This window comes from Undibacterium sp., assembly GCF_030683615.1.
Lineage (GTDB): Bacteria > Pseudomonadota > Gammaproteobacteria > Burkholderiales > Burkholderiaceae_D > Undibacterium > Undibacterium umbellatum.
Genome location: NZ_JAUXQE010000038.1, coordinates 24,475 through 47,688, shown reverse-complemented (window position 1 = coordinate 47,688; position 23,214 = coordinate 24,475). Strand labels below are relative to the sequence as shown.

The window sequence follows — 23,214 nt, the reverse complement described above, 5'->3', positions numbered from 1 at the left end:
AGATACTAAGTTCAACTTAGCTTTTCATCCATTTCTTTTATAACTTGAATCGTTTAGCCTTAAGAAAATTTCTTTTGAGCAAACAACACATTATGGACTTATACGTCACCGAAAGCGAAGTCAGGCAGCTTGAGCAGCGACTCACTGGTCAGGTGACACAGGAGCAACTGCATGAAGCGCTGACGCTGGCGTGGCATCTACGACAGCGTGATAGCGGTCGTGCCTTGGTGCTTTGTGAAGATATCAGCAAATTGCTGAACACTTCAAGCCGGAGTGACACTGACAAAGCACTAATTTATCTGCGCATGCAATTGATAAGGGCGGAAGAAAAATGGTTGCATGCCGACCTTGATGGTGCTGCCGCCATAGTCCAGGCCATACTCAGGCATCCGGATGTCCACCTTGACCGCGCCAGTCTGAGTGATGCCCACCGCATGCTGGGCTTTATATTTTCTGACCAGGGCAAGCACGTTGAGTGCGACATAGAGATGGCTATCTCCATCGATGAAGCCAGCAAGGCCGACGACATGCTGCGCAAGCAAAGCACCGCTGCTGCTTTGGCCAGAGTTGCCGTCTTGCGTGATGACAAGCTGGCAAAATCTTACTTCGACCGCCATTTTGATTCCAGGAATACTCCGAAGGATATTCATCCTGGACTGGCAGCACTGATGAATGATTTTCTTGGCTTGCATGCGGGCTTGAACGGGCATCTGGAAGAATCTGGGGCTTTTCTGAACAAAGCTTTCGAACTATGCCTGGACTCTGGCCAGATACGGCGGGCCATCCTGACAGCAGCCAATATTGGTTACAACTATAGCAATGCAAATGACTTCGAATCTGCGTTGGAATGGTTGCAAAAAGCCCTGAAGCTGGCGAAACCTACAGGCTGGTCGCCCAGCATAGGAAATTGCCTGATGCAAATTGGAGACACTTTGCGCAAAATGGGTTCTCTGGATGCAGCAGAACATATGCTGCATGAAGCTCTGGAGCAATTGGCCAAACTCACCAATTCGCGCAATTATGCCTTGACCATCAGCGTACTGGCTGATGTGGCACTGGACAGGCGTGACTATCACCTGGCCCTGAATTTGTTCACCCAACTCAGCATGCTGCCAGGCGCACAAGAACAGGCTGACTTGCAGGAAACCGCCATTCGCGGCCAAGCCAAGGCCCAGGCCAAACTCAAGTCCCCCCTACGCGAGACTGCCAATAATAAGTCTGCAGCACTTGCTGCAAAGCGCTAATTCCACTTGTGCAAGCCGTGTCCAGCTTGTATAAATAACTCTTGCGCAGGTTTTCTGCCAGCAAGATGCTGGTCAATCAATATCAGCCGTAACGATCTCCCATGCAGCCCTTATTACAACGACTCATTTCCAGCCTGGCTCTGCTCAGTTTGCTAGCAGCCAACCAAGCCAGTGCTCAACACTTGCCCATGCCAGACAAGGGCAGACTGCTGGCAACTGCTGGAGTCACACAACTGGAGGGTGCCGGCGGCGGCGGGCTGACACCCTGGGCAACGATCACCGGCTACGGCAGTGAAGACAGCTATGGCGTGAATGCCCATATCACCCAGGTTGCTACCCAGGATTACCGCTTGCAAACCACCGGTGTCGCCTTAGGCATCGCTGACAAACTGGAATTTTCGTTAGCAAAGCAGAAATTTACCGGCAATCTGGCGCCACTGGATCAATTGGAATTGCAACAGGATATCGTCGGTATCAAACTCAAAATTGCCGGTGACCTGGTCACTGACCAGGATAGCTGGCAACCCCAAGTCGCCATCGGTGCCATGTATAAACGTAATCACTCAGTCAAGGGCCTGGAGGCGCTGGGAATCACCAACGTCAAACAACTTGGCGCTGTGGATGATAGCGGCGTGGATTACTACCTGTCTGCCACCAAGCTGCTACTGGAACATAGCCTGCTTGTGAATGGTACTTTGCGCCTGAGTAAAGCAAACCAGATGGGCTTGCTGGGTTTTGGTGGCGACAAGCGCAAAGGCTACCAGCTCTTGCCTGAGGTTTCGCTTGGCTATCTGATCAACCGCAAGCTGGTTGCTGGCGTGGAATATCGCAGCAAGCCACAGAATCTGGCAGTCGATAATGAAAAAGCGTATTACGATGCTTTCCTGGCCTGGTTCCCCAGCAAGTCAGTTTCACTGACCCTGGCCTATGCGCATCTGGGTGACATCACAGTCTTCAATCCGAAAAACCAGCGCGGCTGGTATCTGTCGCTACAAATTGGCCAGTGAGAAGATACGCATGAAAATACACACTTGCATTCTGGTGACTTTATTAACCTTCAATACTGCAGTTTATGCCCAATCCGGTCCAGCCAGTTTGTTTCAGGATTTGGGAAGTGAAGCTGGTATCAGCCAGATAGTCGATGAAAGTCTGCTCATCATCCTGCAGGATGAGCGTATCAAAGCCTCGTTCAAGGAGACCAATATCCCCAGACTGGCACAGTTACTGAAAGAGCAATTTTGTGTCATCAGTGCCGGCCCCTGCAAATACACGGGCGACGATATGAAAACCGTGCATCAGGGCCTGGGCATCAATGCCGCGCAATTTTATGCAATGGCTGAAGATGTGCAAATCGCCATGGATAAACTGGCGATCCCCCCTGCCACCCAGAATCGCCTGATGGCGAAACTGGCACCGATGAAACGCGATATCGTTATGCCTCAAACCCGGCCCTGAGATTTTTTCCTATTTCTTGCATCAAATCTGAATCTGATTTTCAATCGCCTTCGTATAAAAAGCAGGTGCACGGTTTTCCGTGCGACATTGCCGCTTAAACAAGAGGAGAAATGATGCAAATGAAGAACAAGATCCTTACCCTGACACTGCTGGGGATTAGCACTACCTGTATGCACGTCGCTCAGGCTCAGGATATGTTGAAACCCGACATGGGGAAACTTACCGCCACTGGCGGAGTCAGCCAGCTTGAAGGTGCCGGCGGTGGCGGTTTGACCCCATGGGCACTCATTACAGGCTACGGTACGCGCGACAGCTATGGTGCCAACGCTCATTACACCCAGGTCAATACTCAGGATTACAGTCTAAGGGCCTATGGTGTGGCAGTTGGTATCGCTGACCTGGTAGAGTTGTCACTGGCCAGTCAGGAATTTACAGGTTCACTCGCGCCCCTGAATGCCTTGAATATCAAACAGGATATTTTTGGTGTCAAAGTCAAAGTCGCTGGTGACGCCGTGTACGACCAAGGTAGCTGGATGCCACAAATTGCGGTCGGTGCTATGTACAAGCGCAATAAAGGCATAGGCGGTCTGAGCGCCCTGGGTGTGACGAATGTCAAACAACTGGGTGCCAAGGACGACAGCGGCGTTGACTACTATGTCTCAGCAACCAAAATCCTGCTGGAGCAAAGTCTGCTGCTGAACGGTACCTTGCGCATGACCAAAGCCAACCAGATGGGCATACTGGGCTTTGGTGGCGACAAGAAGGATAGCTATAAACCCATGCTGGAAACCTCGGTCGCTTATCTGCTGAACCGCAAACTGGCCATCGGTGCGGAATATCGCATGAAACCGCGCAATCTCAGCGTCGACAATGAAAAAGACTATTACGACGTCTTTGTCGCCTGGTTCCCGAGCAAGAATCTGTCTGTCACGGCTGCCTATGCAACCCTGGGCGATATCACTATCTTCAATCCAAAAAATCAGCGTGGCTGGTATTTGTCCCTGCAAGCCGGATTCTGAGCCTCCATAGACAGCTACAAATTATAGAAAGATCACGTCATGAACACTATGCTTTCCCGTATCAGCAAAATCACTGTCAGCCTCTTCTTGCTTGCAAGCTTGTCTGTCCATGCACAAAGTGGTAACGACGCACTGTATCAGAGCCTGGGAGGTAAAACCGGTATCAGCACTTTCGTCAATTCTTTTATTACCATCGTGCTAGAAGATGCCCGTATCAACAAAGCATTCAAGGATACCGATACGGAAAGACTGGCCAGCTTGCTGACCGAACAATTCTGCGAACTCAGTGGAGGTCCTTGCAAATACAGTGGGCGCGACATGTATGAAGCGCACAAGGATATGCAGGTGACAAACGCTCATTTCAACGCCCTGGCGGAAGACTTGCAAATCGCCATGGAAAAGCATGATGTGCCATCATCAGTGCAAAACAAGCTGATTGCCAGGCTGGCACCTATGCAGCGGCCGATCGTCACCAAATGAATAATGTAACGACAGGAAAAATAATGAAACCATTATTTATGCAAAAGTTTCCTGCCCTCTTCGCCCTGGCGATGGCGCTGGCGCTGGCAGTAAGCTCGCCCATGCAGGCGCATGCAGCCAAACTGAATTTCCAGGCGGTCGATAAAAATGGCAATGCCATGAGTGATGTCGTCGTGTATGCAACACCGATAGGTATGCCCTTGCCACCCTCAGAAAAAACCGAAGCAACAATATCGCAAAACGATATGCAGTTTTCACCGTATGTGACGGCAATACACACAGGCTCGCAAGTCAGGTTTCCCAACTACGACAAGATGGAGCACCATGTGAAATCCTTCTCGGCAGCCAAGGAGTTTGAAATCAAGACCTATGAACGTGGCGTGGTTCCACCACCCGTCATCTTCGACAAACCCGGCATCGTCATCGTCTACTGCCTCTTGCATAACTGGATGCGCGCTTATGTACTGGTGCTGGACACACCATATTTTGTCAAGACTGACCAGAGTGGTACAGCCATGCTGGACAAACTGCCAGACGGTAATTACGACATTAAGGCCTGGCATCCCAATATGGGCAGTATCAAACCGCCGCTGAGCCAGACTGTCAAAGTCACGGATCAGTCAGCACCTGTCAAGTGGCAATTTGATTTTGTGCCTGTGGCTAGAAAAGCAAAATAGCTAATAACTGTCGATATTGAAATAGAAATGAAACCGGGCGCGAGTGCCCGGCTTCATTTTTTTGCCGCTAAGTTTTGCTCAGACTCTCGAGCCATGTTGCAAACTCTTTATCCATGCTCGTACCCCAAGACCTGACCAGGGATTGGTAGCGCGGATAATCACCGCTACGGGTAAACACCAGCATCTGATCTATCTTTGGCCTGTGTTTCTCCATCATGAAACGCACCGCCAGATAACCCCAGCTATAAATCCTGGCAGTGCCATTATTGTTTTCATAGCCGGTGTCGAATAACTGGCTCAATGCATAGGTCTTTTCAGTAGCAGCCTTGATAGCCGCCGGATTATCCTTGCCCTTGGAGACATACTCAGCGATGCCCTCGGTCCACCATACCAGGTAAGGCGTCAGCGGCGCAGGCTTGGCACAGTTTTCTGGCGGCGCATGCGAGTCGTGCAGGTTGGCGCAAAAGTCGCCATACAGATTAAAGCGGCCATCGAGATAATGCACATATTCATGACCCAGATTGAGGATGCTACCATCTTTTTTCTGGTTGGCGACAAACTCTGCCTGGTTACCCAAACGCTCAGGGTAACCCTCCAGATACATGCCACCATTATCGGTCGGCATATCAAAATGCTGGGGCGCATATTTTTGATAGTCTTCTTTGGACTGATAAATATTTGCTCTCAGGCTGCTGTTGCCATCATCTCTGACTGGTTTGCCTGCAGTACCAAAGATGCCATGAAACTGCCGCTCCAGCGCCCCCAGCATCTGGCAAGACTTACTTTCATCTTCCGCTGTCAATGCCTGCGAACGCAGGCTTAGCGTTGGACTGCACTGGTGCACATGCGTCAACACTTTTTGTATTTGCTGGTCACGCTCACTGATCTTTTGTGATGGATTGGTACTGCAAGCTGTCAGTCCAGCTGCTGATATCACCATCAATGCCAGCGCACCGCTATTTCTGATTTTCAACTCTGTCTCCTTTTTCATTTCTCTATTGCAAACAAGATTTATATCTTGATATCGGTTCGTTGTAAATATGTCGAAAATATTTTATTAATATACTTTAAATATATTTATATTGGTACATTTGAGTCCCGCCGGAATTTACATTCCTTATTTCCAGTATCGATTCCGGTGGCGAGCAGCAATACATGTCAGCAGCGAAAAACACTACTGCACTAACGGTGCGGCGTGAAAAACTGCACATGGATTTGCCCAAGATAAAGAGAAGGCTGGCCTTGCCGGGCAATAGAAAAGCAAGAGCCAGACCCGGAAGATATCCATTTCAGCGCTGGCTTATGTGCCGAAATGGAGGTGGCTGTTCATTCGAGGGATTGAATGGTGAGACTGAGGGCGACCTCAAAACTATGGAGCATATTTTGAAAAAACTACCCGATATGAAAAAATCCGCACTAGCCATTTCTCTGGCACTGATGGGATTGCAAAGCAGCTATGCACAAGATGCTGCACCTGTACAAAAAGTGGTCGTGACCGGCTCGAATATCAAACGCCTGGACAGTGAAACTGCATCCCCGGTACAGATCCTGACTCGTCAGGAAATCATGGACAGCGGTGCCAATACCGTCAAGGATATCCTCGACAACCTCAGCAATAATGACCGCACCGCCATTAGTGATCTGGGTGGTGCCAATTCTTGGGCCAGTGGAGCATCCGGCGTGTCCTTGCGTAATCTTGGCTTGTCGGCCACCTTGACTTTGTTGAATGGCCGGCGCTTGCCCAGCTATGGCTTTGCCGATGGCCTGCAGGCTACTTTCGTCAACATTGATGCCATCCCGGCCAATGCGATAGACCGCATAGAAATTCTGAAAGATGGTGCCTCGGCGGTGTATGGTTCCGATGCTGTTGCAGGTGTGATCAACATCATCACCCGCAAGGACTTCAAGGGCGTGACCCTGAATGCCAGCGCCCAGCAATCGCTGCGTAACAGCATGCTGAACAAATCCCAGACTGCCTCCATCACCGTGGGTACAGGTGATTATGAGAAAGATGGCTACAATGTGTTCGGCCACCTTGAGGCTTATCATCGTGGTGCCTACAAGGACCGCGATGTCTTTGGCATGCTGCCGGACTGGTACCTGAAAATGAACCCGGATCGTGCCGCCCTGTCTACTGGTGCCTATCCAGGCAACTATACTGGCCGCTACCCAGCCAATTATGCTGACAAAACCCTGGCGGGCAAATCCTTCACCACCGCTGCCCCTGGTTGCGCACCAGAATTGCTGATCGGTGGCTTGTGCCGCTATGACTACTGGAAAGACAGTGATGCCAATCCTGCTGCGGACCGTATTGCGTTTTTCAGCATGGGCAAGAAAAAGCTGGGTGAAAATCTCAGCGGTTTTGCTGAAGTCAATTTCTCGAACACCAAGAGCACTTATTACACCTCCGTCCCTCGCAGTAATATCACAGGCGTACCGCTGACATGGTATGACTCCATCAAGGGGCAGATGCAATACTTCACAGACCCGCAACTGCCAGTCGGCCATGCCTTCAATCCTTACTCCTTCCCGGTAGGCTTGAATTATCGCTTTGCTGATAACCCCGAAATGTTCAAAAATGTCGGTGAAGCCAGGCAATATCGCGTCGTAGTGGGACTGGAAGGTAATCACTTTGGCTGGGAATGGGATAGTGCTATCGGCAGGATGAGTTCTACCGCTACCCAGAAACAACGTCTGTACCGTGATCGTTATGGCTATCACGATGCCATCGTCAAGGGTGAATACAAATTTGGTGCGACCAACTCGCAGGCGGTGCTTGACAAGATGTTCCCGGAAATGGGATCACATGGCACATCGACACAAACCTTTTTTGACTTCAAGGCCTCGCGTGAACTGATGGCATTGAGCGGCGGCCCTTTGCAACTGGCAACCGGTTTCGACCTGCGCCGCGAAACATTTGAACAAGCCAGCAGCGACAATGTCTTGAATGCACAAATCGTGCAATTCAGCGGTGTATCGATACAAGGCTCACGCAATGTCAGTGCCGCATTTGCCGAATTGAACGCCCTGTTCACCAAACAGCTGGAAGGCAGTTTTGCTCTGCGTGCGGACAAATCAGGAACGACGGAGGCTGCCGTCGTGCCAAAACTGGGGCTATCCTATAAAGCCACGGATTTCCTGATGTTGCGCGGCACGGCAGCAGAAGGCTTCCGCGCACCTAGCTTGCCAGAAACAGGTAATGGCGGTGCATCCTGGTTCAATAATGGTTACCTTGATCCAAAACGCTGCTCGATGGCGACACAAATGTCAGACGCCTTAAAAAAAGGCAACGCTATCGACCAGGCAAATGCCAGCACCGCCTACAACCTCGGTTGCTCGGTCAGTTTCCCGGCGCGTGTTTTGCCGAACAAGGACTTGAAACCAGAAAAATCAAACAGCATCACCCTGGGTCTGGTCTTGCAAGCCAGCAAAGACACCAGCATCACCATCGATTACTACAGCATCAAGCGCCGCGATGAAATCTCTGTACTTGGTGTAGACGAAACCCTGGCCAATGAAGACAAGAAAGCAGGCCTGGTTGAACGTGGTGCAATGACGACCCAGGACATTGATCTGGCACAGCGTGCATCTGAGTTGGCTGGCAAACCCCTGGGCTTTGCCATTGGCCCTATCGCCACCATCGGTGCGCAATATGCCAACCTGACCAAGACCAAGGTCGCCGGTGTCGATGTGGATGTTAACAGCAAGTGGAATCTGGGCGAAGCAGGCAAGCTCAATACTGGCCTGGAATTGAATTACCAGACCGACTACCGTAGCTGGAGTTCCTTCACTAATGACTATAGTGAAAACTATGTAGGCCGTCGTGGCGTACCAAAAATCCGCGCCATTGCCAAGCTGGGCTGGGCCAGGGGTGACTGGAACGCAGGCACGCGCATCTACTACACCAGCGGCACTACATTAAGCTGGGGTGACCTGGACAGTGCCAACACTGAACAAGGCTGTATAGACCGCGGTGTAACTGCAGATCAGTGCAGGGTCGCTGCTGACACTACAGTTGATTTCTCGCTGAATTACAAAGGCTGGAAAAACACGCTGCTGACCATGAACCTGTTCAATGCCTTCAACCGCGACACCATCATGCAAATGCGCCCAGGCAGTTCTTTGCCTTTGCGTGGACGTGTGTTGAAACTGTCGGTGGAACATAAGTTTTAAGAGCAGGCTTTAACAAAGTATTAAAACAAAGGCAATCACATCAAAGTAGAGACCGGCAAATCATCCGGTTTTGACTTTGGGGTTGCCTTTGACTTTGCTTTGCCGTTGTTTTTGACTTTCTGCAGTTCCCATGTGTCGACGCCGTTTGTGCTGTACAGAAAATGGAAAAAGAAGGACCGCTGTTTGAGGTGTAGCAGGGGTTTCGGACAGCATGCTGTCCGCCTGCGTAACGGCAATCGCTTGCAAGCGATTGTGCGCCCTGCAAGGGAAGCGAGTTTCGGATCTTACCATTTTTTGTATTGCACAAACGGGAACCCCGTAGGGGCGACGATGCCTGGGTCGCCTTTTTGGTTTACCTTTTTGGCGAAGCAAAAAGGTAAGTAGCCGCCGGTCTACCACCGGCCTGCAATCTTAAATGACGTGTGCATGCATTTGAAAAGCAAAGACTTGCGCAATACGAATCAAACATTAGACGCTACGACAATATGCGACGAACGCCGCTGGATTCCAGCTAACCTCACGCTGGAGCGCCAGCCCGGTGGAATGACGTTAATAAGGGTTTCGGTAATTGAAGGCTCACAGCCAGGTGAAGATTCTAGGTCCATCTGCATTTGAAGCTACTCTGGCAGAATGCTGAAAGGCATACGCATAAACTACGTTATTGAGATTACCCCACTTTGTAGGAAAACCACCCGAGAAAACACCGTCCCAAGATTTTTCAAACAATAAGTTGTACACTGTGCCACACCAGAGTCCACAACTAGACTCCAAGGCAAGCTCCGCATAAAGGCGGGCTGAAAGAAAGGCCGTATTGAGTATCAAGCACAGACCAAAACCACACTGGCCTGCCGATTGAATTTCTTAGCCCCAAAACCATGCCCGAATCCAATAGCCTGGCTAACACGGCCAATAGTGTGCGCACCACGCCACCCCACATTATCCGCGAGCTGGAAAACGGACTGCTCGCCGATGCCGCCCATACCTCACCCAAATATTTCTATGATGCCGTAGGCTCGGTCTTGTTTGAAGCCATTTGCGTGCTGCCGGAATATTATCCCACCCGCACTGAAGCAGAGATTTTTACTCAACACATGGCTGACATGGCGCGTGTCATCGGTATAGGTGGCAGCCTGATAGACCTGGGTGCGGGTAATTGCGCCAAGGCAGCGCGGCTGTTTCCGGTGCTGCATCCTGACCAGTATGTGCCCATTGATATCTCAGTCTCTCATTTGCAGGATGCGGTACGCCGCTTGCAACAGCGCTTCCCACATATAGAGATGACAGCGCTGGGGCTGGATCTGGCACAGGACTGGAAACTACCCGTAGAAGTAAGGCGTGATAAACGCCTGTTCTTTTATCCGGGCTCATCCATAGGTAATTTTGAACCGGAAGAGGCACTTGCGTTTCTATGTCATTTGCGCGCTGCCTGTGACAATGATGCGGGCATACTGATAGGCGTAGATCTGATCAAGGACAAGACCTTGCTGGATGCAGCTTATGACGATAAGTTGGGTGTCACTGCCGCTTTTAACCTGAATCTGTTACGCCATATCAATCATTTACTGCACGCTGATTTTGATATCAGCCAGTGGCAGCACGAGGCTTTTTTTAACACCGAAAAATTCCGCATAGAAATGCATCTGCGCGCCAGGGAAAATATCCATGTCACCTGGCCCGGCGGGCAAAGAAATTTTATCAAGGGTGAACACATACACACAGAAAACAGCTATAAGTACAGCATACAGGGTTTTAATGCCTTGCTGGCCGATGCTGGTTTTTCCCATAGCTGCCACTGGACGGACAAAAATGAATGGTTCGCAGTTATCCACGCCAAAGCTGTTTGATTCCCTGACAGAGCCGGGACAAAGCCTGCAACAGGCAAGCATGGTTGAACGCTGGCAAGCAATCCGGTTACGTTCAGTCGCGATTGCAGCGCCCTTGTCTGCCGAAGACTGCATGGCACAATCCATGCCTGACGCCAGCCCGATCAAGTGGCATCTGGCGCATACGACATGGTTTTTCGAGACTTTTATCCTTGAGCAATTTGAATCCGACTTTCAGGCTTTTCATACTGACTTCAGGGTACTCTTCAATTCCTATTACAACGGTGTTGGTGACAAGCACCCGCGCCCGCAACGTGGCTTGCTGACAAGGCCATCCCTGGACACCGTGCTGGCCTACAGGCGCAATGTCGATGAACGCATGCTGCGTTGCCAGGACAAACTCAGCGATACGCGCTTCGCATCTTTGCTGGAACTGGGCATGCAACATGAACAGCAACACCAGGAGCTCATGCTGACTGACATCAAACATCTGCTGTCATGCAACCCCCTGTTCCCGGCCCTGTATCCCGCAAGCGAGATGCTCAAACCCCTGCCCGCATCTCATACTCTGAGCTGGCAAGACTATGATGCCTGCCTGTTTGAGATTGGTCACGAGGGTAAGGGCTTTGCCTTTGATAATGAGGGGCCGCGCCATCGCCAGTTCCTTGAAGCTTTCCAGCTGACAACACGTCTGATCAGCAACGCTGAATACCTGGAATTCATAGAAGATGGTGGCTACCAGAACCCTGCCCTGTGGCTGGCCGAAGGCTGGGACTGGGTCCAGCAACAGGACCTGCGTCACCCACTATACTGGCGTTATGATTTTCAACAAAACTGGCAGGAATTTGGGCTGCATGGCTTGTTGCCGCTGAATCCACAGCAAGCGCTTGGCCACATCTCTTATTTCGAAGCCAGCGCCTTTGCGACCTGGGCAGGTGCGCGCCTGCCCACCGAAGCCGAATGGGAATACGCAGCGCAGCTACATGAGCTCGAAGGTCAATTGAGCCAGTTATTTGAACATTGCTGGCAATGGACCAGCAGCAGCTACAGCCCCTACCCCGGCTTTGTTCCGGCTGCTGGTGCAGTAGGTGAATACAATGGCAAATTCATGGTCAATCAATATGTCTTGCGCGGCTCTTCTGCCTTTACCCCGGCAGGCCATAGCCGCCACACTTATCGCAACTTTTTTCCAGCAACAGCACGCTGGCAACTGACAGGCTTACGCCTGGCACGTTCACTTATTGAGGAGTAGTTTTATGCCCACCGCAAAATGGAAAGATACCGTCATCGCCCAGGCCAGTGAAGGCGAGATTGTGAAACTCGAAGGCAATATCTACTTCCCAAAAAATAAGGTCAATCCTGAGCATTTGCGCGACAGTGACAAACACACGGTTTGTCCATGGAAAGGCACAGCCAGCTATTACGATGTCGTCGTTAATGGTGAAGTCAACGCCAGTGCTGCCTGGTATTACCCCGAACCCAAGGATGCCGCGAAAGAAATAAATGGCTACATCGCTTTCTGGCGCGGGGTAGAAGTCTTGCCCTGAATATCAGTTGCAGGCGTGCAAGATAGTAAAATTCTTTACGAACCTTGCCGCCATCCTTTCACTCAGGCCAGACGTTTCGCCGCCAGTGCATTACCAGCACGGCTGACTGCTTTACGGCCCAAATGGGCAGAAATGAATTGCCCTGCATCCACCACAGCATTCAAGTTTATACCTGTATGTATGCCGAGACCCTGCATGAGGAAGAGTACATCTTCCGTCGATACATTGCCAGTTGCACCTTTGGCATAGGGGCAACCACCAAGACCGGCAACCGACGAATGGAAGATGGAAATACCGACTTCAAGACTCGCATAAATATTCGCCAGCGCCTGACCATAGGTATCATGGAAATGACCGGATAAAGCCGCAACAGGAAAATCCTTTGCCACTGTTTGCATGACGTTTTGCACCTGTCTGGCCGTGCCTACGCCTATGGTGTCGGCGATGTCGATTTCATCGCAACCGAGGTCACGCAAACGCTGCACTACATCTGAAACGCTATCAACGGCAACTTCCCCCTGGTAAGGACAACCGAAAGCGCAAGAGATGCTGCCTCGCAAACGAATCTTGTTTTGTTTTGCGGCTTCTGCCACTTCACGAAAACGCTCTATCGACTCTGCAATCGAGCAATTGATATTTTTTTGTGCGAAGGCTTCCGAGGCTGAACTAAAAATGACTACTTCATCGGCACCGGCTGCCAGTGCGGCTTCAAAACCCTTCATATTCGGCGTCAACACCGAATAGACGACACCAGGCTTGCGCGTGATGCCAGCCATGACCTCTGCCGAAGTTGCCATTTGCGGCACCCACTTGGGTGACACAAAAGAAGCTGCTTCGATATTCACAAAGCCAGCCGCGGTCAGACGGTTCACCAACTCTATTTTGACGTCGGCGGGTATGCTTTCTTTTTCATTTTGCAAGCCATCACGCGGACCTACTTCGACGATTTTGACTTGCTTGGGCAATGATGCATTCATTTTGTTTTTCCTTGGGGCACCGTAATTCCATCATTTTACCCCTAACATCGGGCAAGCTTGGCTCCCCCGTATTTCTACTTGCATCAAATGCTTTGTTCAAACCACATGTAATACTGACACACCCAGTTTGGCGAAATAGGGGTCCAGCCGGTCTGCCAGCTGCGGCAAGTTATAACTGGGCACTTGTGGATACAAGTGATGCTCAAGATGATAAGAAAGATTGAACAGCAAGGCAGGGATGATCTTGCCACGCAAGCTTCTGGCCTGCCCCAGTATGCTGCTGTCGGGTTTAAAGTGGGGCAACCATGCTGTTGTAATGGGATACAGGCAAGAGCCTATGTACATGAATACGCAATACGTTAGTGGCGCGGCAGTCCAGGGCAGCACAAGGATGGCAATCACAATTCCCAGGATGGCAATGCACAGTTCAGCCAGCATCCAGCGCTTTTGCACCGGGCTTTTGGCAAGCCGATAGGCATGCTGCCAATGACGTGCCAGGTAAGTAGGCCCTGCTTTCAGCGCCCCCAGCAAACTCAGATGCGCGGGGCTGCCTTCAAAATCATCATGCTCCAGGCAATGGCTGTGGTGGTGCAAATGCGCCTGACGGAAGGCATGACCACTTTCCAGCAACAGGATACTCATGGCAAACAAAACCCATTCTGTGCTGCGTGGCTTGAAACCAGCAGCTCCATGCAATACGTCATGGGTGAAAGTCACCGAGACCAGAAAGTGCAAGACGAAAACCAGTGGCAGCAAGAGGTATAACTGCATGGAAAAAACTGTGGCATAGGCAGCCAGGGTCAGTAGTGGCAGCATTGGCCAGAACAGACGTTGTAATTTACTGGCATTCAACAAGTCCAGGCCAAGGCTACTCAGATTGGGCAAGCCTGCCTGGCGGCGATTGAGCGGGTGTATGGCAGCTTGCTTGCGGGATGTGACTGCACTGCTGCGGGCGATGGGAAATACCGCGTCAGCCAGGGTAACAATATGGCTCATGTTCACGCTCCTGATCAGGCACGGATCAAGTTAGCGATGAAAAAGAGTATATAAATGCGTACCATCAGGCTTGAGCTCAGGTACTTGATACCCCAGCGCTGAAAAGCAAAGGTGATAGCTCTGTACAAATGCTGTACAAAAGAAACCGGCATCCTTAGCGATGGGTAAAACACGAACAATGCCAGCCATCTGGCACCAGGAATAAACAACAGTGGCAAAACAGAGATAGCCTGGGTCATGCGGTAGCCAGTCAACAGGAATTCATTGCGTGGGCTCAAAATATGCAAACGAAAGCCCAGCACATGCATTGAAAACGTAAATTTTTGCCGTTTGACTTTGGGCATGCCAAACAAAATCAACGACAAAAACCCATGCGCAAGCAAGAGACCGAGATCCACCAGCAAGGCGTGAGCAAGGTTCGCCCTCACAAAAAATTGCAGCACAGGCGTGATGAGCATGGCCCAGGCCAGGATGCGGTTGAGCCTGACCCAGTTGGCCTTGGTGAGCAAAGTGAAATGTGGGAAGCTTGATGTCGTTGAGTTCATGATTTTTCCTGCGGCGCTGTATGGTTTCCGGCTTTTTTGGGTGGCAGGTATGAAAACTGCCTATCTCCTTATTCGCAAACCGCGTGCCAGTCAGAAAATATTTATAAGCCCTTGTTTTTTAAGGAAATTTACTTTACGTATCAGCAACACTGTAAGCTTGCTATATAGTTGACTGAAATTTACTATCAAGATTGTTGACAGTTACTTCCCATGAATGCCTACGGACTCTATTTTTTCTCACTCGCCTTGCAGGGCATCATCAGCCCCTTGCTGGCGATCTGGCTGTGGGTAAAAGCTGGGCAACAGCCGGGCATGAAAGCCCTGGCTCTGTTTTGCGTGGGCATAGGCCTGTGGGCAACCGGGCAACTAGCCATCAATCTGGGGGATGCCAGGACTAGCGAACTCGGCAAGATGCTCGTCAATACCGGCCCAGTGAATGCGGTATTCTTTCTACATTTTGTCTTGCGGTTTCTGGGCCGTTTGCAGCCTGCACGCATCATCGCCTGGTATGCAGTTGCCTTACTGGTGGTGCTGGGTATCACCGTCTTTGATATGGGTAACCTCCTGCCCTGGCTGGAATTCCAGCGCTATTACGTGTTTCCAGTCTGGGGCTGGATACCCGGCATCTTTGTCAGTGGCCTGAGTACCTGGGCGTACTTGCTCTTACTGATGGCATGGCCTGCCGCAGCACCGAAGAAGCGCGGGCAAATCCTGGCGGTTTGCCTGGCCGGGGTATGGGGTTCAGCTTCTACGCTGATGTTCCTGAATGCCTCATTTGGCATACCCATCTTCCCGTACAGTGTGATTCTGTTGCCTTTCTATGCGGTCTTGCTGGTGCTCGGCATCTTGCGATATGACATGATGGCGGTGAACCTGTGGGCCAACCGCTTCCTGGCCTGGCTAGCTTTAAGTGTGTTAACGGTAGCCATTGCGGGTCTGGTGTTGAGCCTGGTGGCACAAACCGGCTTTAGTCCACTGGCGGCATTGCCCCTGTGGCAGTTATGGTTATTGGGTACAGGCATGCTGCTCATCATGCTGATGCTGGAAAGACCCATGCGCAGTTTCATGGAGAAACTGATCTTCCCCGGTGCGCATCTGGAAGCCACCGTCCTGAGTAACTGGCGCTTGCAACTGGAAGCGGCGTCTAGCTGGCAAGAACTGGAGGTAACCGCCTCTGCACTGTTGGAAACCCATCTGCGCCAGCCCATGCCTGTTTTTCTATCCCGTGATGGTGCACCCGGCAGCAGCGCCGCTGAACAAACCTGTGTGATTTGTTACCGACAGCAAGCACAGGCTGCCCAGGCAGAATGGCATTACGAACTGCGTCATTGGGAAGGAGCGACCCCCAGTGTGCAAAGAGTGGGCGCAGTATTTGGTGCCCTGCTGGCAGCTGCCGCCGGACGCCTTGATCAGTTGCTGCGTTATGCAGACCAGGAAAAGCAGCGTCTGCAACAGGCACATCTGACGGAGTTGGGTGGGCTGGCAGCTACTGTCGCCCATGAATTGCGCAACCCCCTGAACATCATCAGCATGGCTGCCATCTCCTGCCCGGCAGAAGTGCGCAATGACATACGCGAGCAGATAGAAAGAGCAGACCATCTGATACAGGATTTGCTCAGTTATTCCGGTGAAGTGCGCCTGAATTGCCAGCCTGTGGACGTGGCAGAACTGGTTGATCAAATAGTGGCTCAACTACGCCCTGCTGGCATGGCGAATGGTGTCCAAATAAGCTGCGATATCGAAGAAAATTTAAGCGGCAATATAGACCGCATGCGCACTGAGCAAATTCTCAATAATCTGCTCAATAATGCACTTGCAATGTTGCGCGGAAGACCCGACGCACGCGTCCACATCGAAGCGGCTACACATAAGCAGATGCTGAGGCTGCGCATCTGCGACAACGGCCCCGGCATACCAACAGAACAGATAACCGATTTGTTTCAGGCATTCAAGAGCCGCCGCCCTGGTGGTACAGGCCTGGGCCTGGCGATAGTACGCAGGCTGGTGGAAGCCCATGGCGGCAGCGTTGCACTAGTCAGTAATTCAGGCTGGAACTGCTGTTTTGAACTTTATCTCCCCAAATCACCATGACACCATGAGCATGCAAACTATTTTACTGGTCGATGATGAACCAGCCTTTCAACGCCTGTGCGGCAACTGGCTGGCCAGCCTGGGTTATATCGTCAAAGTCGCGGCCACGGCAGAGCAGGTACATGCCTTGCTTGCAGAGAACAGCTTTGACCTGGTCTTGCTGGACCTGGCTCTGCCACCCTCGTTCACACCAGATGAAGGCCTGGCCCTGCTGCCTGCATTTGCACCTGTACCAGTAGTCGTCATGACTGGTCATGCAGACCGTGAACTGGCGCTGCGCGCCATAGGACTGGGAGCCTGGGATTTTTTACCCAAGCCACTCGACCCAGACATCTTACGGGTCGTCGTTGACCGCGCCCTCAACAAAAGCCGCCTGGAACGTGAACTGGCAGAATGGCGCGCCCGCGCCCTGCCGGACGACAACAGCATGGGCCTGATAGGTATCAGTGCCGAACTGGCAGAATTGCGCTCGCTGATACGGCGTATTGCGCCTACCGATGTCCCGGTCATGATCACTGGCCCCAGTGGCACAGGTAAAGAACTGGTGGCACGCGCCCTGCATGCTCAGGGCAAGCGGGCTGGCAAAGCCTTTATCGCCGTGCATTGCGGCGCCATACCCGCAGAATTATTCGAGAGTGAATTATTTGGTCACTGCAAAGGCAGCTTCACCGGTGCCGACCGTGACCGCAAAGGCCTGATCGCTGCGGCTGATGGCGGCACGCTATTCCTTGATGAAGTCGGTGAAATGCCCCTGCCCATGCAAGTCAAGCTCTTGCGCTTCTTGCAGTCTGGCAGTTTTTTCCCCATAGGTGCACGAGCCGAATTGCGTGTCGATGCGCGCATCGTCGCGGCCACGAATCGTGATCTGGCCGTCATGGTTGAAGAAAAAAGTTTCAGGGACGATTTGTATTACCGCCTCAAAGGCATACAAATGCGCACCCTGGCGCTGGCAGACAGGGCAGAAGACATTGCCTTGATAGCCCAGGCAATTGCGGCCAGATCAACGCCACCAAAACGCCTGACGGCTGCAGCGCAGGAGTGGTTGGTATCTCATGCCTGGCCCGGCAATGTCAGGGAATTGCAGCATTGCCTGCAAACTGCGATGGCACTGGCGGGTGAGATGAACGAAATCGTAGTGGATGATCTGGCCCTGGCTTGCGGTGAGGTCGCAAGCGATGCGCCTGTGGTGGATTCGGGTTTATTGGAAGAACAGGTGGCCGCGCTGGAGAAGCGCCTTATCGTCGGCGCATTGAATGACAACCAGTACAATCATACGCATGCAGCAAAACAACTGGGGATATCCCGCGTCGGTTTGCTGAACAAAATGCGCAGGTATGGACTGCGTTAGTGGATTGCTGCGAACAGACGACTCAAATCCAGCACAGGTATGCTTTTCCCCTGTTGTTCAAAGCAGGAAATTGCCATGTCTTCCCAAGCAATTTCATCCAGGCTGCTGGCTTGATCATCATCGACGAGTACGCGCACTGGTGGTGCTGCCAGATGTATCGCCCCCAGGCCGACGCTATTGCTGACAGTATCATGAAATGCCACTAAGGCCAGGATATTGCCAGTACAAGCCCTTTCGCCCAAACGCAAGGGCAATTGCACGACCGGCACTGCTCGTTTTTGCCAGAAAATTACCTCTCGCATATGCACAGGTGCCAGCGGCACTTCAAAGCTGTCTTGTGCATCCATGATTTGTATCAGTTCACGCTGGCCTATGGCGACTTGTCTGCCATCACCTATATCGAGTAACCAGGCATTTGCACTAGACATATTCTTTCTCCAGGTGTCCAGACGTGACTTGCGCGAACGCACCATATCGCAGCAAGTGTCTGGCATCACTGAGGCAGGCCAGGCTGTTTTCAAAGGGCATGATAGCCTGTATAGGTGTGTTGGCAGTGCGCATGGCGGCAGGCAATGCATAGTCACTGCCAGATTGCTGATTGAGTACCCTGACATCATCACACAGCAAGCCAAGGAAACCCTTGCCGGTAGCCAGCATGACACAGGCGCGGCGTGCCGCAGGTATGCTGTCCAGCGTCTGCAATTCACCGTTCAGACTCAATACTGGCCAACTTTGACCCAAATAAGTAATCCTGCCAACTGAAGGTGCAAGCGCATTTTCACTATTGAGGTCAGCGACGGATTCGACCGCACAGACATCGCCCTGCGGCAGCATGAGTTGCATGCCATCTATACGCAGCAACAGACGGTTACGAACTTCTGTTTTCATGCCCGGCATCATCGCTCCCATGTTCAAACTCCTGTCAGGCGGTTGATATGCTGCAGCAAGGCATCTTCACTGAAGGGCTTGACGAGGTAGGCATCCACCCCGGCAGCATCACCCTGCTGTCTGTGCTTCTGGGTCGAGCGTGAAGTGATCATGATGATGGGAATGCGCTTGTCGAGCTTGCGGGCGCGTACATGGCTGGTCAGTTCCAGACCATTCATGCGCGGCATTTCCATGTCTACCAAAATAACATCCGGTATCACTTCGTCAAGGATGGCAACTGCATCCAGACCATCAATGGCGGTGCGCACTTCATAACCGGCATCGCGCATGATCTGTGCGGTAGCACGGCGGGCTGACAGGGAATCATCGACCACCAGCGCTGTCCGCACATGTGCAGCCTGATGATCAGTTTTCGCTGGCAAGCCAGAATGGGCATCATTCACATTGATATACTGCTGCGTCGATGCCCGCAACAATTCCGGCAAATCGATGACTGGTGCAACACTGCCATCACCCAGGATCACCGCACCGATGGTGCCCTGGATTTTTGGTACATAGCGGCCAAATTTCTTGACCACGACTTCGCGGCCATCCACCAGTTCTTGTACTTGTACGGCACAGGTAGCACCAGTATCGGTACTGATCAGCAAGACCGGGTAGCCATAGCTGCGTGCTTCCTTGCGATGGTCTTGCATGCCCAGTAATTGATCCAGCTTCAGCAATTTATGTACGGCATCGCCGACGCGATAGACAGGCTGATCAGCCAGCGTATCAATCTGTGCATCAGTGATGTAATGGATATCAATAATGCGACGGCTGGATATCGCCATCATATGACCAGCCACGCGCGCCATCAGGGTATGTTCTGACAAGAGACTTGCAGGCAAACGCAATTCCACCACCAGACCCTGGCCTGCGACTGAACGCAGGTTCAGCGAACCTTTCATTTCCAGTATGCGTGCATGCACCATGTCCATGCCTATGCCACGACCAGACGTCTGGGTGCTGCTATCGCGAGTAGAAAAGCCTGGCACCAGGATCAGCCTGGCCAGTTCTTCTTCCGACAAAATGCGTTCGGCGCTGATCATCTTGCGTTTCAAGGCGGTGCGGCGTATGGCAGCATAATCAAGGCCTGCGCCATCGTCCTTGCAACGCACGACGATGGAATTTCCTTCACGCGCAAAGCTCAGTTCTATCAGGCCATCTGCGGGTTTGTTCACACCCAGCCTGCTGGCTGCTGTCTCTATGCCGTGGTCAACCGCATTGCGCAGGATATGCATTAATGGATCAGTCAGATCATTGAGCATATTGCTATCGATATTGGTATTTGCGCCGAGTATGTTCAGGTTCACTTGTTTGTCGAGCAAACGGCAAGTCTGGCGTACACTGCGCTGCAGGCGCGAAACGATGGTCGTCACCGGCACCAGGCGCGTACGTATCACGGCATGCTGGTTTTCCATTTGCAAGCGGCGCTGAACTTCCAGCAATTCCGCCAGGCCATGCAATTGCTCATCAATGTGGTTAGACATTTCAAAGGCATCAGTGCGTGCTTCCACCAATTGTGCCGTGATGGTGTGCAGCTCGCTATAACGTTCGAACTCCAGCGGATCAAAATCACCATCAATAGTACTGATACTGGCCTTTTTCTGTGGACTGCTCATGCCGCGTACATCGACCAGTGTTTCCAGATCGGCGATGAGTTTCTGGAACAGGACATCGTGCTTTTGTATCGCTTTCGATTGTTTCTGGGTCTGTTTCAATTGCTCCTGGATTTGCGCATTCGAGATGACATTTTCACCAGCCAGGCGCAGCAATTCATCGACCACTTTTGCTGGTACCCGCAGCATCGGTTCTGCAGCGTGTGAACCTGGCTCGACCAGGTCAAGCACCACGCTCGCAGGCTGTGCTGCTGATGTTACTGCAACTGACTGGCTTGATGGTACAGGCTCACTGCGCACAAGGAACTCACCACTGTTCATAAAGCCGACATAGTCACAAACTTGCTGCAAGACTTGTTGTGACTGCGCCGGGGCAGTACCGCCATCGACCACTGCTTCGCTCATGGCTTCCAGGCAGTCCCCTGCTTCGGTCAACAGTTCTGACAATGCCTGGTCGGGCAGGCTTTGCTTATTGCTGAGCGCAATCAGCAAGTCTTCCAGATGATGAGTCAGGTTGGCGATACCGGCTATTCCCACGGTATTGGCTGCACCCTTCAGCGTATGTGCAGCACGCTTGGCCTGCTCTACATCCTGCATGCTGCCAGCGCCGCTGGAAAATTTTTCTATGGCACTGGTAAAACTGCCCACCTGTATTGGCAATTCCTGCAAGAGACCATCAAATAATTCAGTATTCAAATCATCCGGCAATTGTATGGAAACATCGCTTTCCGTGATAGAGACAGCAAGCTCTTCTCCATCGTGAATTTCTTCTATAATGTTGACATTGATGAGTTCTGCAAACAGGGACTCATTGCCATCCATAGTCGCAGTTTGGGACCAGACCTGGTCCATCAAAAGAGCCAGCAACTCCAGCGCAGGTACTTCTTCTGTTGGATTACTCAAATAGCCTGTCAGTTTGGCAGGCAAATCATTGAGCAAGCTGATTTGTTGATTATCCAAAGCTTCAGTTTGCGCTGAGACCAGATTGGCGAGCAGGGATAAGAAACGATGTAAGGCAGTCAGCCCTATAGATTCGGAAGTTGTTGCTATGCGCAGCAAGGCTTCGACGTAGTTCTGCAAGGCAAGGTGGCGCTTTTCGCCATCATCGCCTGCGGCTACAACGGCAGCCAGGTCCGCTGCCAGCATGTCAGCCATCAAGCCAAATTCTCTGGCAAACAGGGCCAGCATGTCGCTGCTGATTTCTTGCATGGCGAGGCCGTGTTCAGTATCTTCGCTTTGTTCCAGTTCAGTATACGTTGCCTCGGTTGCTTCATTTGCTTCATTTACTTCGATTTCTGTTGATGGCTCTGCTAGTGCCTCGGTCCCATTCCATACCGGGTCATAAATGACATCCAGCAAACCCGCTACTACTTCAGGATTATCTGCATCGGCAATGCTGTCCATCAGCATCAGAGGAAAGCGCTGCAATATACTCAGTTCTGTCTCGTTCAAGGCATTCGCGACTTCAGATCTCAAGGTGACGACATCGGCGAAAGCATGACAGGCATCGGCCACAGCATGCATGGACAATTGCGCAGCACATGTAGAAAACGCCTGCAATTGGGCGGCATAGCATTGCAGGGTAGCTGCATCAGTTTCGCCGCCCAGGCCAAAATGCTCATCGGCAGCCAGGGTCATCACCAGTGCATCGAGGGCATCATGCAAGTCGAAAGACTGTTTGGGGGTGCTTAACTGTTCTGCCTCTATTTGTACCACCGCTTCGGCAAATGCTGGTGTCGCAGCAGGCACCAGGAATAGTGCAGGTGCGTCCTCAACCTCATCTACGGGGGTTAGCGGATCGCTATTTAGTAACTGCCGTAATTCGCCAGAATCACCGTGACTCAAAGGCAGGGGCCAGCTGGCTGTCGATAGATGATCGATCAGGGTTTCTATATTTTTGTCACCATGATTCAAGGCATGGCTGGCCAGTAGATCAGGCCACTCGCTGAGCAAATAATATTCTGCTTCGGTGAGTTTGCGGTTCTGGTTATACAGGCTGATCAGATTACGTTCTATCAGCGCACAGACCCAGTGCAGGCCAGGCATGTCGGCAGCGCTGGCTGCCGCGCGTATACGGCGCAATTGCTCTATATAGCAAGCCAGTGCACGGGTAACTACACTGACATCAGCTGAATGGGTCGCATCAGTTTCCAGGGCATTGAATACCTCATCGAGGGCACCGAGGACGACATGACTGAAATCTGTAGCATGGTTTTCTAGCTGTTCCATACTGCCTCAGATGGGTGAGTTGGAAAGAAAGAAACCTGCGCAAATTCTTGCGCAGGTTTGTTGG

19 protein-coding genes are annotated in these 23,214 nt (G+C 51.7%); 12 read left to right on the top strand and 7 right to left on the bottom strand.

All coding sequences use genetic code 11. The features are described 5' to 3' along the window. The first annotated feature begins 92 nt into the window (after window positions 1-92). The 6 genes from Q8K39_RS21245 to Q8K39_RS21220 all read left to right on the top strand — a co-directional run bounded on the left by Q8K39_RS21245 (window position 93) and on the right by Q8K39_RS21220 (window position 4,875). Window positions 93-1,244: a tetratricopeptide repeat protein gene (locus Q8K39_RS21245; RefSeq protein WP_305263201.1), complete on the top strand. Its 1,152-nt coding sequence runs from the start codon at window positions 93-95 to the stop codon at window positions 1,242-1,244. A 101-nt stretch (window positions 1,245-1,345) separates the two neighbouring features. Continuing rightward, entirely contained in the window at window positions 1,346-2,251 is a 906-nt protein-coding gene (locus Q8K39_RS21240; RefSeq protein WP_305263200.1) for a DUF3034 family protein, read from the top strand. A gap of 10 nt (window positions 2,252-2,261) precedes the next feature. Continuing rightward, a complete protein-coding gene (locus Q8K39_RS21235) occupies window positions 2,262-2,699 on the top strand; it encodes a group 1 truncated hemoglobin (protein WP_186953897.1) in 438 nt (145 codons plus the stop codon). 170 nt (window positions 2,700-2,869) lie between these two features. Beyond that, complete coding sequence (locus Q8K39_RS21230; RefSeq protein ID WP_305263343.1) at window positions 2,870-3,718, top strand: DUF3034 family protein; 849 nt, start codon at window positions 2,870-2,872, stop codon at window positions 3,716-3,718. 39 nt (window positions 3,719-3,757) lie between these two features. Next, window positions 3,758-4,198 carry a group 1 truncated hemoglobin gene (locus Q8K39_RS21225; RefSeq protein WP_305263199.1) on the top strand — a complete coding sequence of 147 codons (441 nt, stop codon included), beginning with the start codon at window positions 3,758-3,760 and terminating at the stop codon, window positions 4,196-4,198. 23 nt (window positions 4,199-4,221) lie between these two features. Next, entirely contained in the window at window positions 4,222-4,875 is a 654-nt protein-coding gene (locus tag Q8K39_RS21220) for a methylamine utilization protein (protein ID WP_305263198.1), read from the top strand. 67 nt (window positions 4,876-4,942) lie between these two features. Here the strand turns inward: Q8K39_RS21220 and Q8K39_RS21215 are convergent, their stop codons facing one another. After that, the gene (locus Q8K39_RS21215; protein WP_305263197.1) at window positions 4,943-5,848 is read right to left on the bottom strand and encodes a collagenase; all 906 of its coding nucleotides are present in this window, start codon (window positions 5,846-5,848) and stop codon (window positions 4,943-4,945) included. Between the two features lie 182 nt (window positions 5,849-6,030). On the opposite strand from Q8K39_RS21215, the gene Q8K39_RS21210 reads away from it, so the two are divergent. The 4 genes from Q8K39_RS21210 to Q8K39_RS21195 all read left to right on the top strand — a co-directional run bounded on the left by Q8K39_RS21210 (window position 6,031) and on the right by Q8K39_RS21195 (window position 12,418). Beyond that, window positions 6,031-9,048 (top strand): TonB-dependent siderophore receptor, encoded by a 3,018-nt coding sequence (locus Q8K39_RS21210; protein WP_305263196.1) that lies wholly within the window; start codon window positions 6,031-6,033, stop codon window positions 9,046-9,048. Between the two features lie 875 nt (window positions 9,049-9,923). After that, complete coding sequence (gene egtD / locus Q8K39_RS21205; protein ID WP_186955930.1) at window positions 9,924-10,892, top strand: L-histidine N(alpha)-methyltransferase; 969 nt, start codon at window positions 9,924-9,926, stop codon at window positions 10,890-10,892. Window positions 10,893-10,932: 40 nt separating this feature from the next. Continuing rightward, window positions 10,933-12,123 carry an ergothioneine biosynthesis protein EgtB gene (gene egtB / locus Q8K39_RS21200; protein WP_305263342.1) on the top strand — a complete coding sequence of 397 codons (1,191 nt, stop codon included), beginning with the start codon at window positions 10,933-10,935 and terminating at the stop codon, window positions 12,121-12,123. A gap of 4 nt (window positions 12,124-12,127) precedes the next feature. Then, window positions 12,128-12,418, top strand: a complete 291-nt coding sequence (locus Q8K39_RS21195) for a DUF427 domain-containing protein (protein ID WP_305263195.1) — start codon at window positions 12,128-12,130, stop codon at window positions 12,416-12,418. A gap of 62 nt (window positions 12,419-12,480) precedes the next feature. On the opposite strand, the gene Q8K39_RS21190 is transcribed toward Q8K39_RS21195, so the two are convergent. From Q8K39_RS21190 to Q8K39_RS21180, 3 genes are all read right to left on the bottom strand, one after another. Continuing rightward, window positions 12,481-13,395 carry a hydroxymethylglutaryl-CoA lyase gene (locus Q8K39_RS21190; protein WP_305263194.1) on the bottom strand — a complete coding sequence of 305 codons (915 nt, stop codon included), beginning with the start codon at window positions 13,393-13,395 and terminating at the stop codon, window positions 12,481-12,483. A 96-nt stretch (window positions 13,396-13,491) separates the two neighbouring features. Beyond that, window positions 13,492-14,391, bottom strand: a complete 900-nt coding sequence (locus Q8K39_RS21185) for a fatty acid desaturase (protein ID WP_305263193.1) — start codon at window positions 14,389-14,391, stop codon at window positions 13,492-13,494. A 14-nt stretch (window positions 14,392-14,405) separates the two neighbouring features. After that, on the bottom strand, window positions 14,406-14,936 hold the full coding sequence (locus Q8K39_RS21180; protein ID WP_305263192.1) for a hypothetical protein: 531 nt from the start codon (window positions 14,934-14,936) through the stop codon (window positions 14,406-14,408). Window positions 14,937-15,146: 210 nt separating this feature from the next. Here Q8K39_RS21180 and Q8K39_RS21175 point away from each other — a divergent pair, with 210 nt between their 5' ends. Together Q8K39_RS21175 and Q8K39_RS21170 are read left to right on the top strand one after the other, a co-directional pair. Then, window positions 15,147-17,027, top strand: a complete 1,881-nt coding sequence (locus tag Q8K39_RS21175; protein ID WP_305263191.1) for a sensor histidine kinase — start codon at window positions 15,147-15,149, stop codon at window positions 17,025-17,027. Window positions 17,028-17,037: 10 nt separating this feature from the next. Then, entirely contained in the window at window positions 17,038-18,375 is a 1,338-nt protein-coding gene (locus tag Q8K39_RS21170) for a sigma-54 dependent transcriptional regulator (RefSeq protein WP_305263190.1), read from the top strand. Here Q8K39_RS21170 and Q8K39_RS21165 read toward each other — a convergent pair. The 3 genes from Q8K39_RS21165 to Q8K39_RS21155 are packed head-to-tail and all read right to left on the bottom strand — an operon-like array spanning window position 18,372 to window position 23,150. After that, on the bottom strand, window positions 18,372-18,803 hold the full coding sequence (locus tag Q8K39_RS21165; protein ID WP_305263189.1) for a hypothetical protein: 432 nt from the start codon (window positions 18,801-18,803) through the stop codon (window positions 18,372-18,374). The genes Q8K39_RS21170 and Q8K39_RS21165 overlap by 4 nt on opposite strands. Further along, window positions 18,796-19,284: a hypothetical protein gene (locus Q8K39_RS21160; RefSeq protein ID WP_305263188.1), complete on the bottom strand. Its 489-nt coding sequence runs from the start codon at window positions 19,282-19,284 to the stop codon at window positions 18,796-18,798. Before Q8K39_RS21160 ends, Q8K39_RS21165 begins: the two co-directional genes overlap by 8 nt. Before the next feature lie 2 nt (window positions 19,285-19,286). After that, entirely contained in the window at window positions 19,287-23,150 is a 3,864-nt protein-coding gene (locus Q8K39_RS21155) for a response regulator (RefSeq protein WP_305263187.1), read from the bottom strand. Window positions 23,151-23,214: the final 64 nt, after the last annotated feature.

Bases quoted from the DNA above. Each gene is read 5' to 3' on its own strand.
- Q8K39_RS21190 (WP_305263194.1), bottom strand. From the start codon at position 13,395: ATGAATGCATCATTGCCCAAGCAAGTCAAAATCGTCGAAGTAGGTCCG.
- Q8K39_RS21210 (WP_305263196.1), top strand. From the start codon at position 6,031: ATGTCAGCAGCGAAAAACACTACTGCACTAACGGTGCGGCGTGAAAAA.
- Q8K39_RS21245 (WP_305263201.1), top strand. From the start codon at position 93: ATGGACTTATACGTCACCGAAAGCGAAGTCAGGCAGCTTGAGCAGCGA.
- Q8K39_RS21175 (WP_305263191.1), top strand. From the start codon at position 15,147: ATGAATGCCTACGGACTCTATTTTTTCTCACTCGCCTTGCAGGGCATC.
- Q8K39_RS21235 (WP_186953897.1), top strand. From the start codon at position 2,262: ATGAAAATACACACTTGCATTCTGGTGACTTTATTAACCTTCAATACT.
- Q8K39_RS21225 (WP_305263199.1), top strand. From the start codon at position 3,758: ATGAACACTATGCTTTCCCGTATCAGCAAAATCACTGTCAGCCTCTTC.
- Q8K39_RS21195 (WP_305263195.1), top strand. From the start codon at position 12,128: ATGCCCACCGCAAAATGGAAAGATACCGTCATCGCCCAGGCCAGTGAA.
- egtB (WP_305263342.1), top strand. From the start codon at position 10,933: ATGGTTGAACGCTGGCAAGCAATCCGGTTACGTTCAGTCGCGATTGCA.
- Q8K39_RS21240 (WP_305263200.1), top strand. From the start codon at position 1,346: ATGCAGCCCTTATTACAACGACTCATTTCCAGCCTGGCTCTGCTCAGT.
- Q8K39_RS21160 (WP_305263188.1), bottom strand. From the start codon at position 19,284: ATGGGAGCGATGATGCCGGGCATGAAAACAGAAGTTCGTAACCGTCTG.
- Q8K39_RS21165 (WP_305263189.1), bottom strand. From the start codon at position 18,803: ATGTCTAGTGCAAATGCCTGGTTACTCGATATAGGTGATGGCAGACAA.
- Q8K39_RS21220 (WP_305263198.1), top strand. From the start codon at position 4,222: ATGAAACCATTATTTATGCAAAAGTTTCCTGCCCTCTTCGCCCTGGCG.
- Q8K39_RS21180 (WP_305263192.1), bottom strand. From the start codon at position 14,936: ATGAACTCAACGACATCAAGCTTCCCACATTTCACTTTGCTCACCAAG.
- Q8K39_RS21185 (WP_305263193.1), bottom strand. From the start codon at position 14,391: ATGAGCCATATTGTTACCCTGGCTGACGCGGTATTTCCCATCGCCCGC.
- Q8K39_RS21155 (WP_305263187.1), bottom strand. From the start codon at position 23,150: ATGGAACAGCTAGAAAACCATGCTACAGATTTCAGTCATGTCGTCCTC.
- Q8K39_RS21230 (WP_305263343.1), top strand. From the start codon at position 2,870: ATGCACGTCGCTCAGGCTCAGGATATGTTGAAACCCGACATGGGGAAA.
- egtD (WP_186955930.1), top strand. From the start codon at position 9,924: ATGCCCGAATCCAATAGCCTGGCTAACACGGCCAATAGTGTGCGCACC.
- Q8K39_RS21170 (WP_305263190.1), top strand. From the start codon at position 17,038: ATGCAAACTATTTTACTGGTCGATGATGAACCAGCCTTTCAACGCCTG.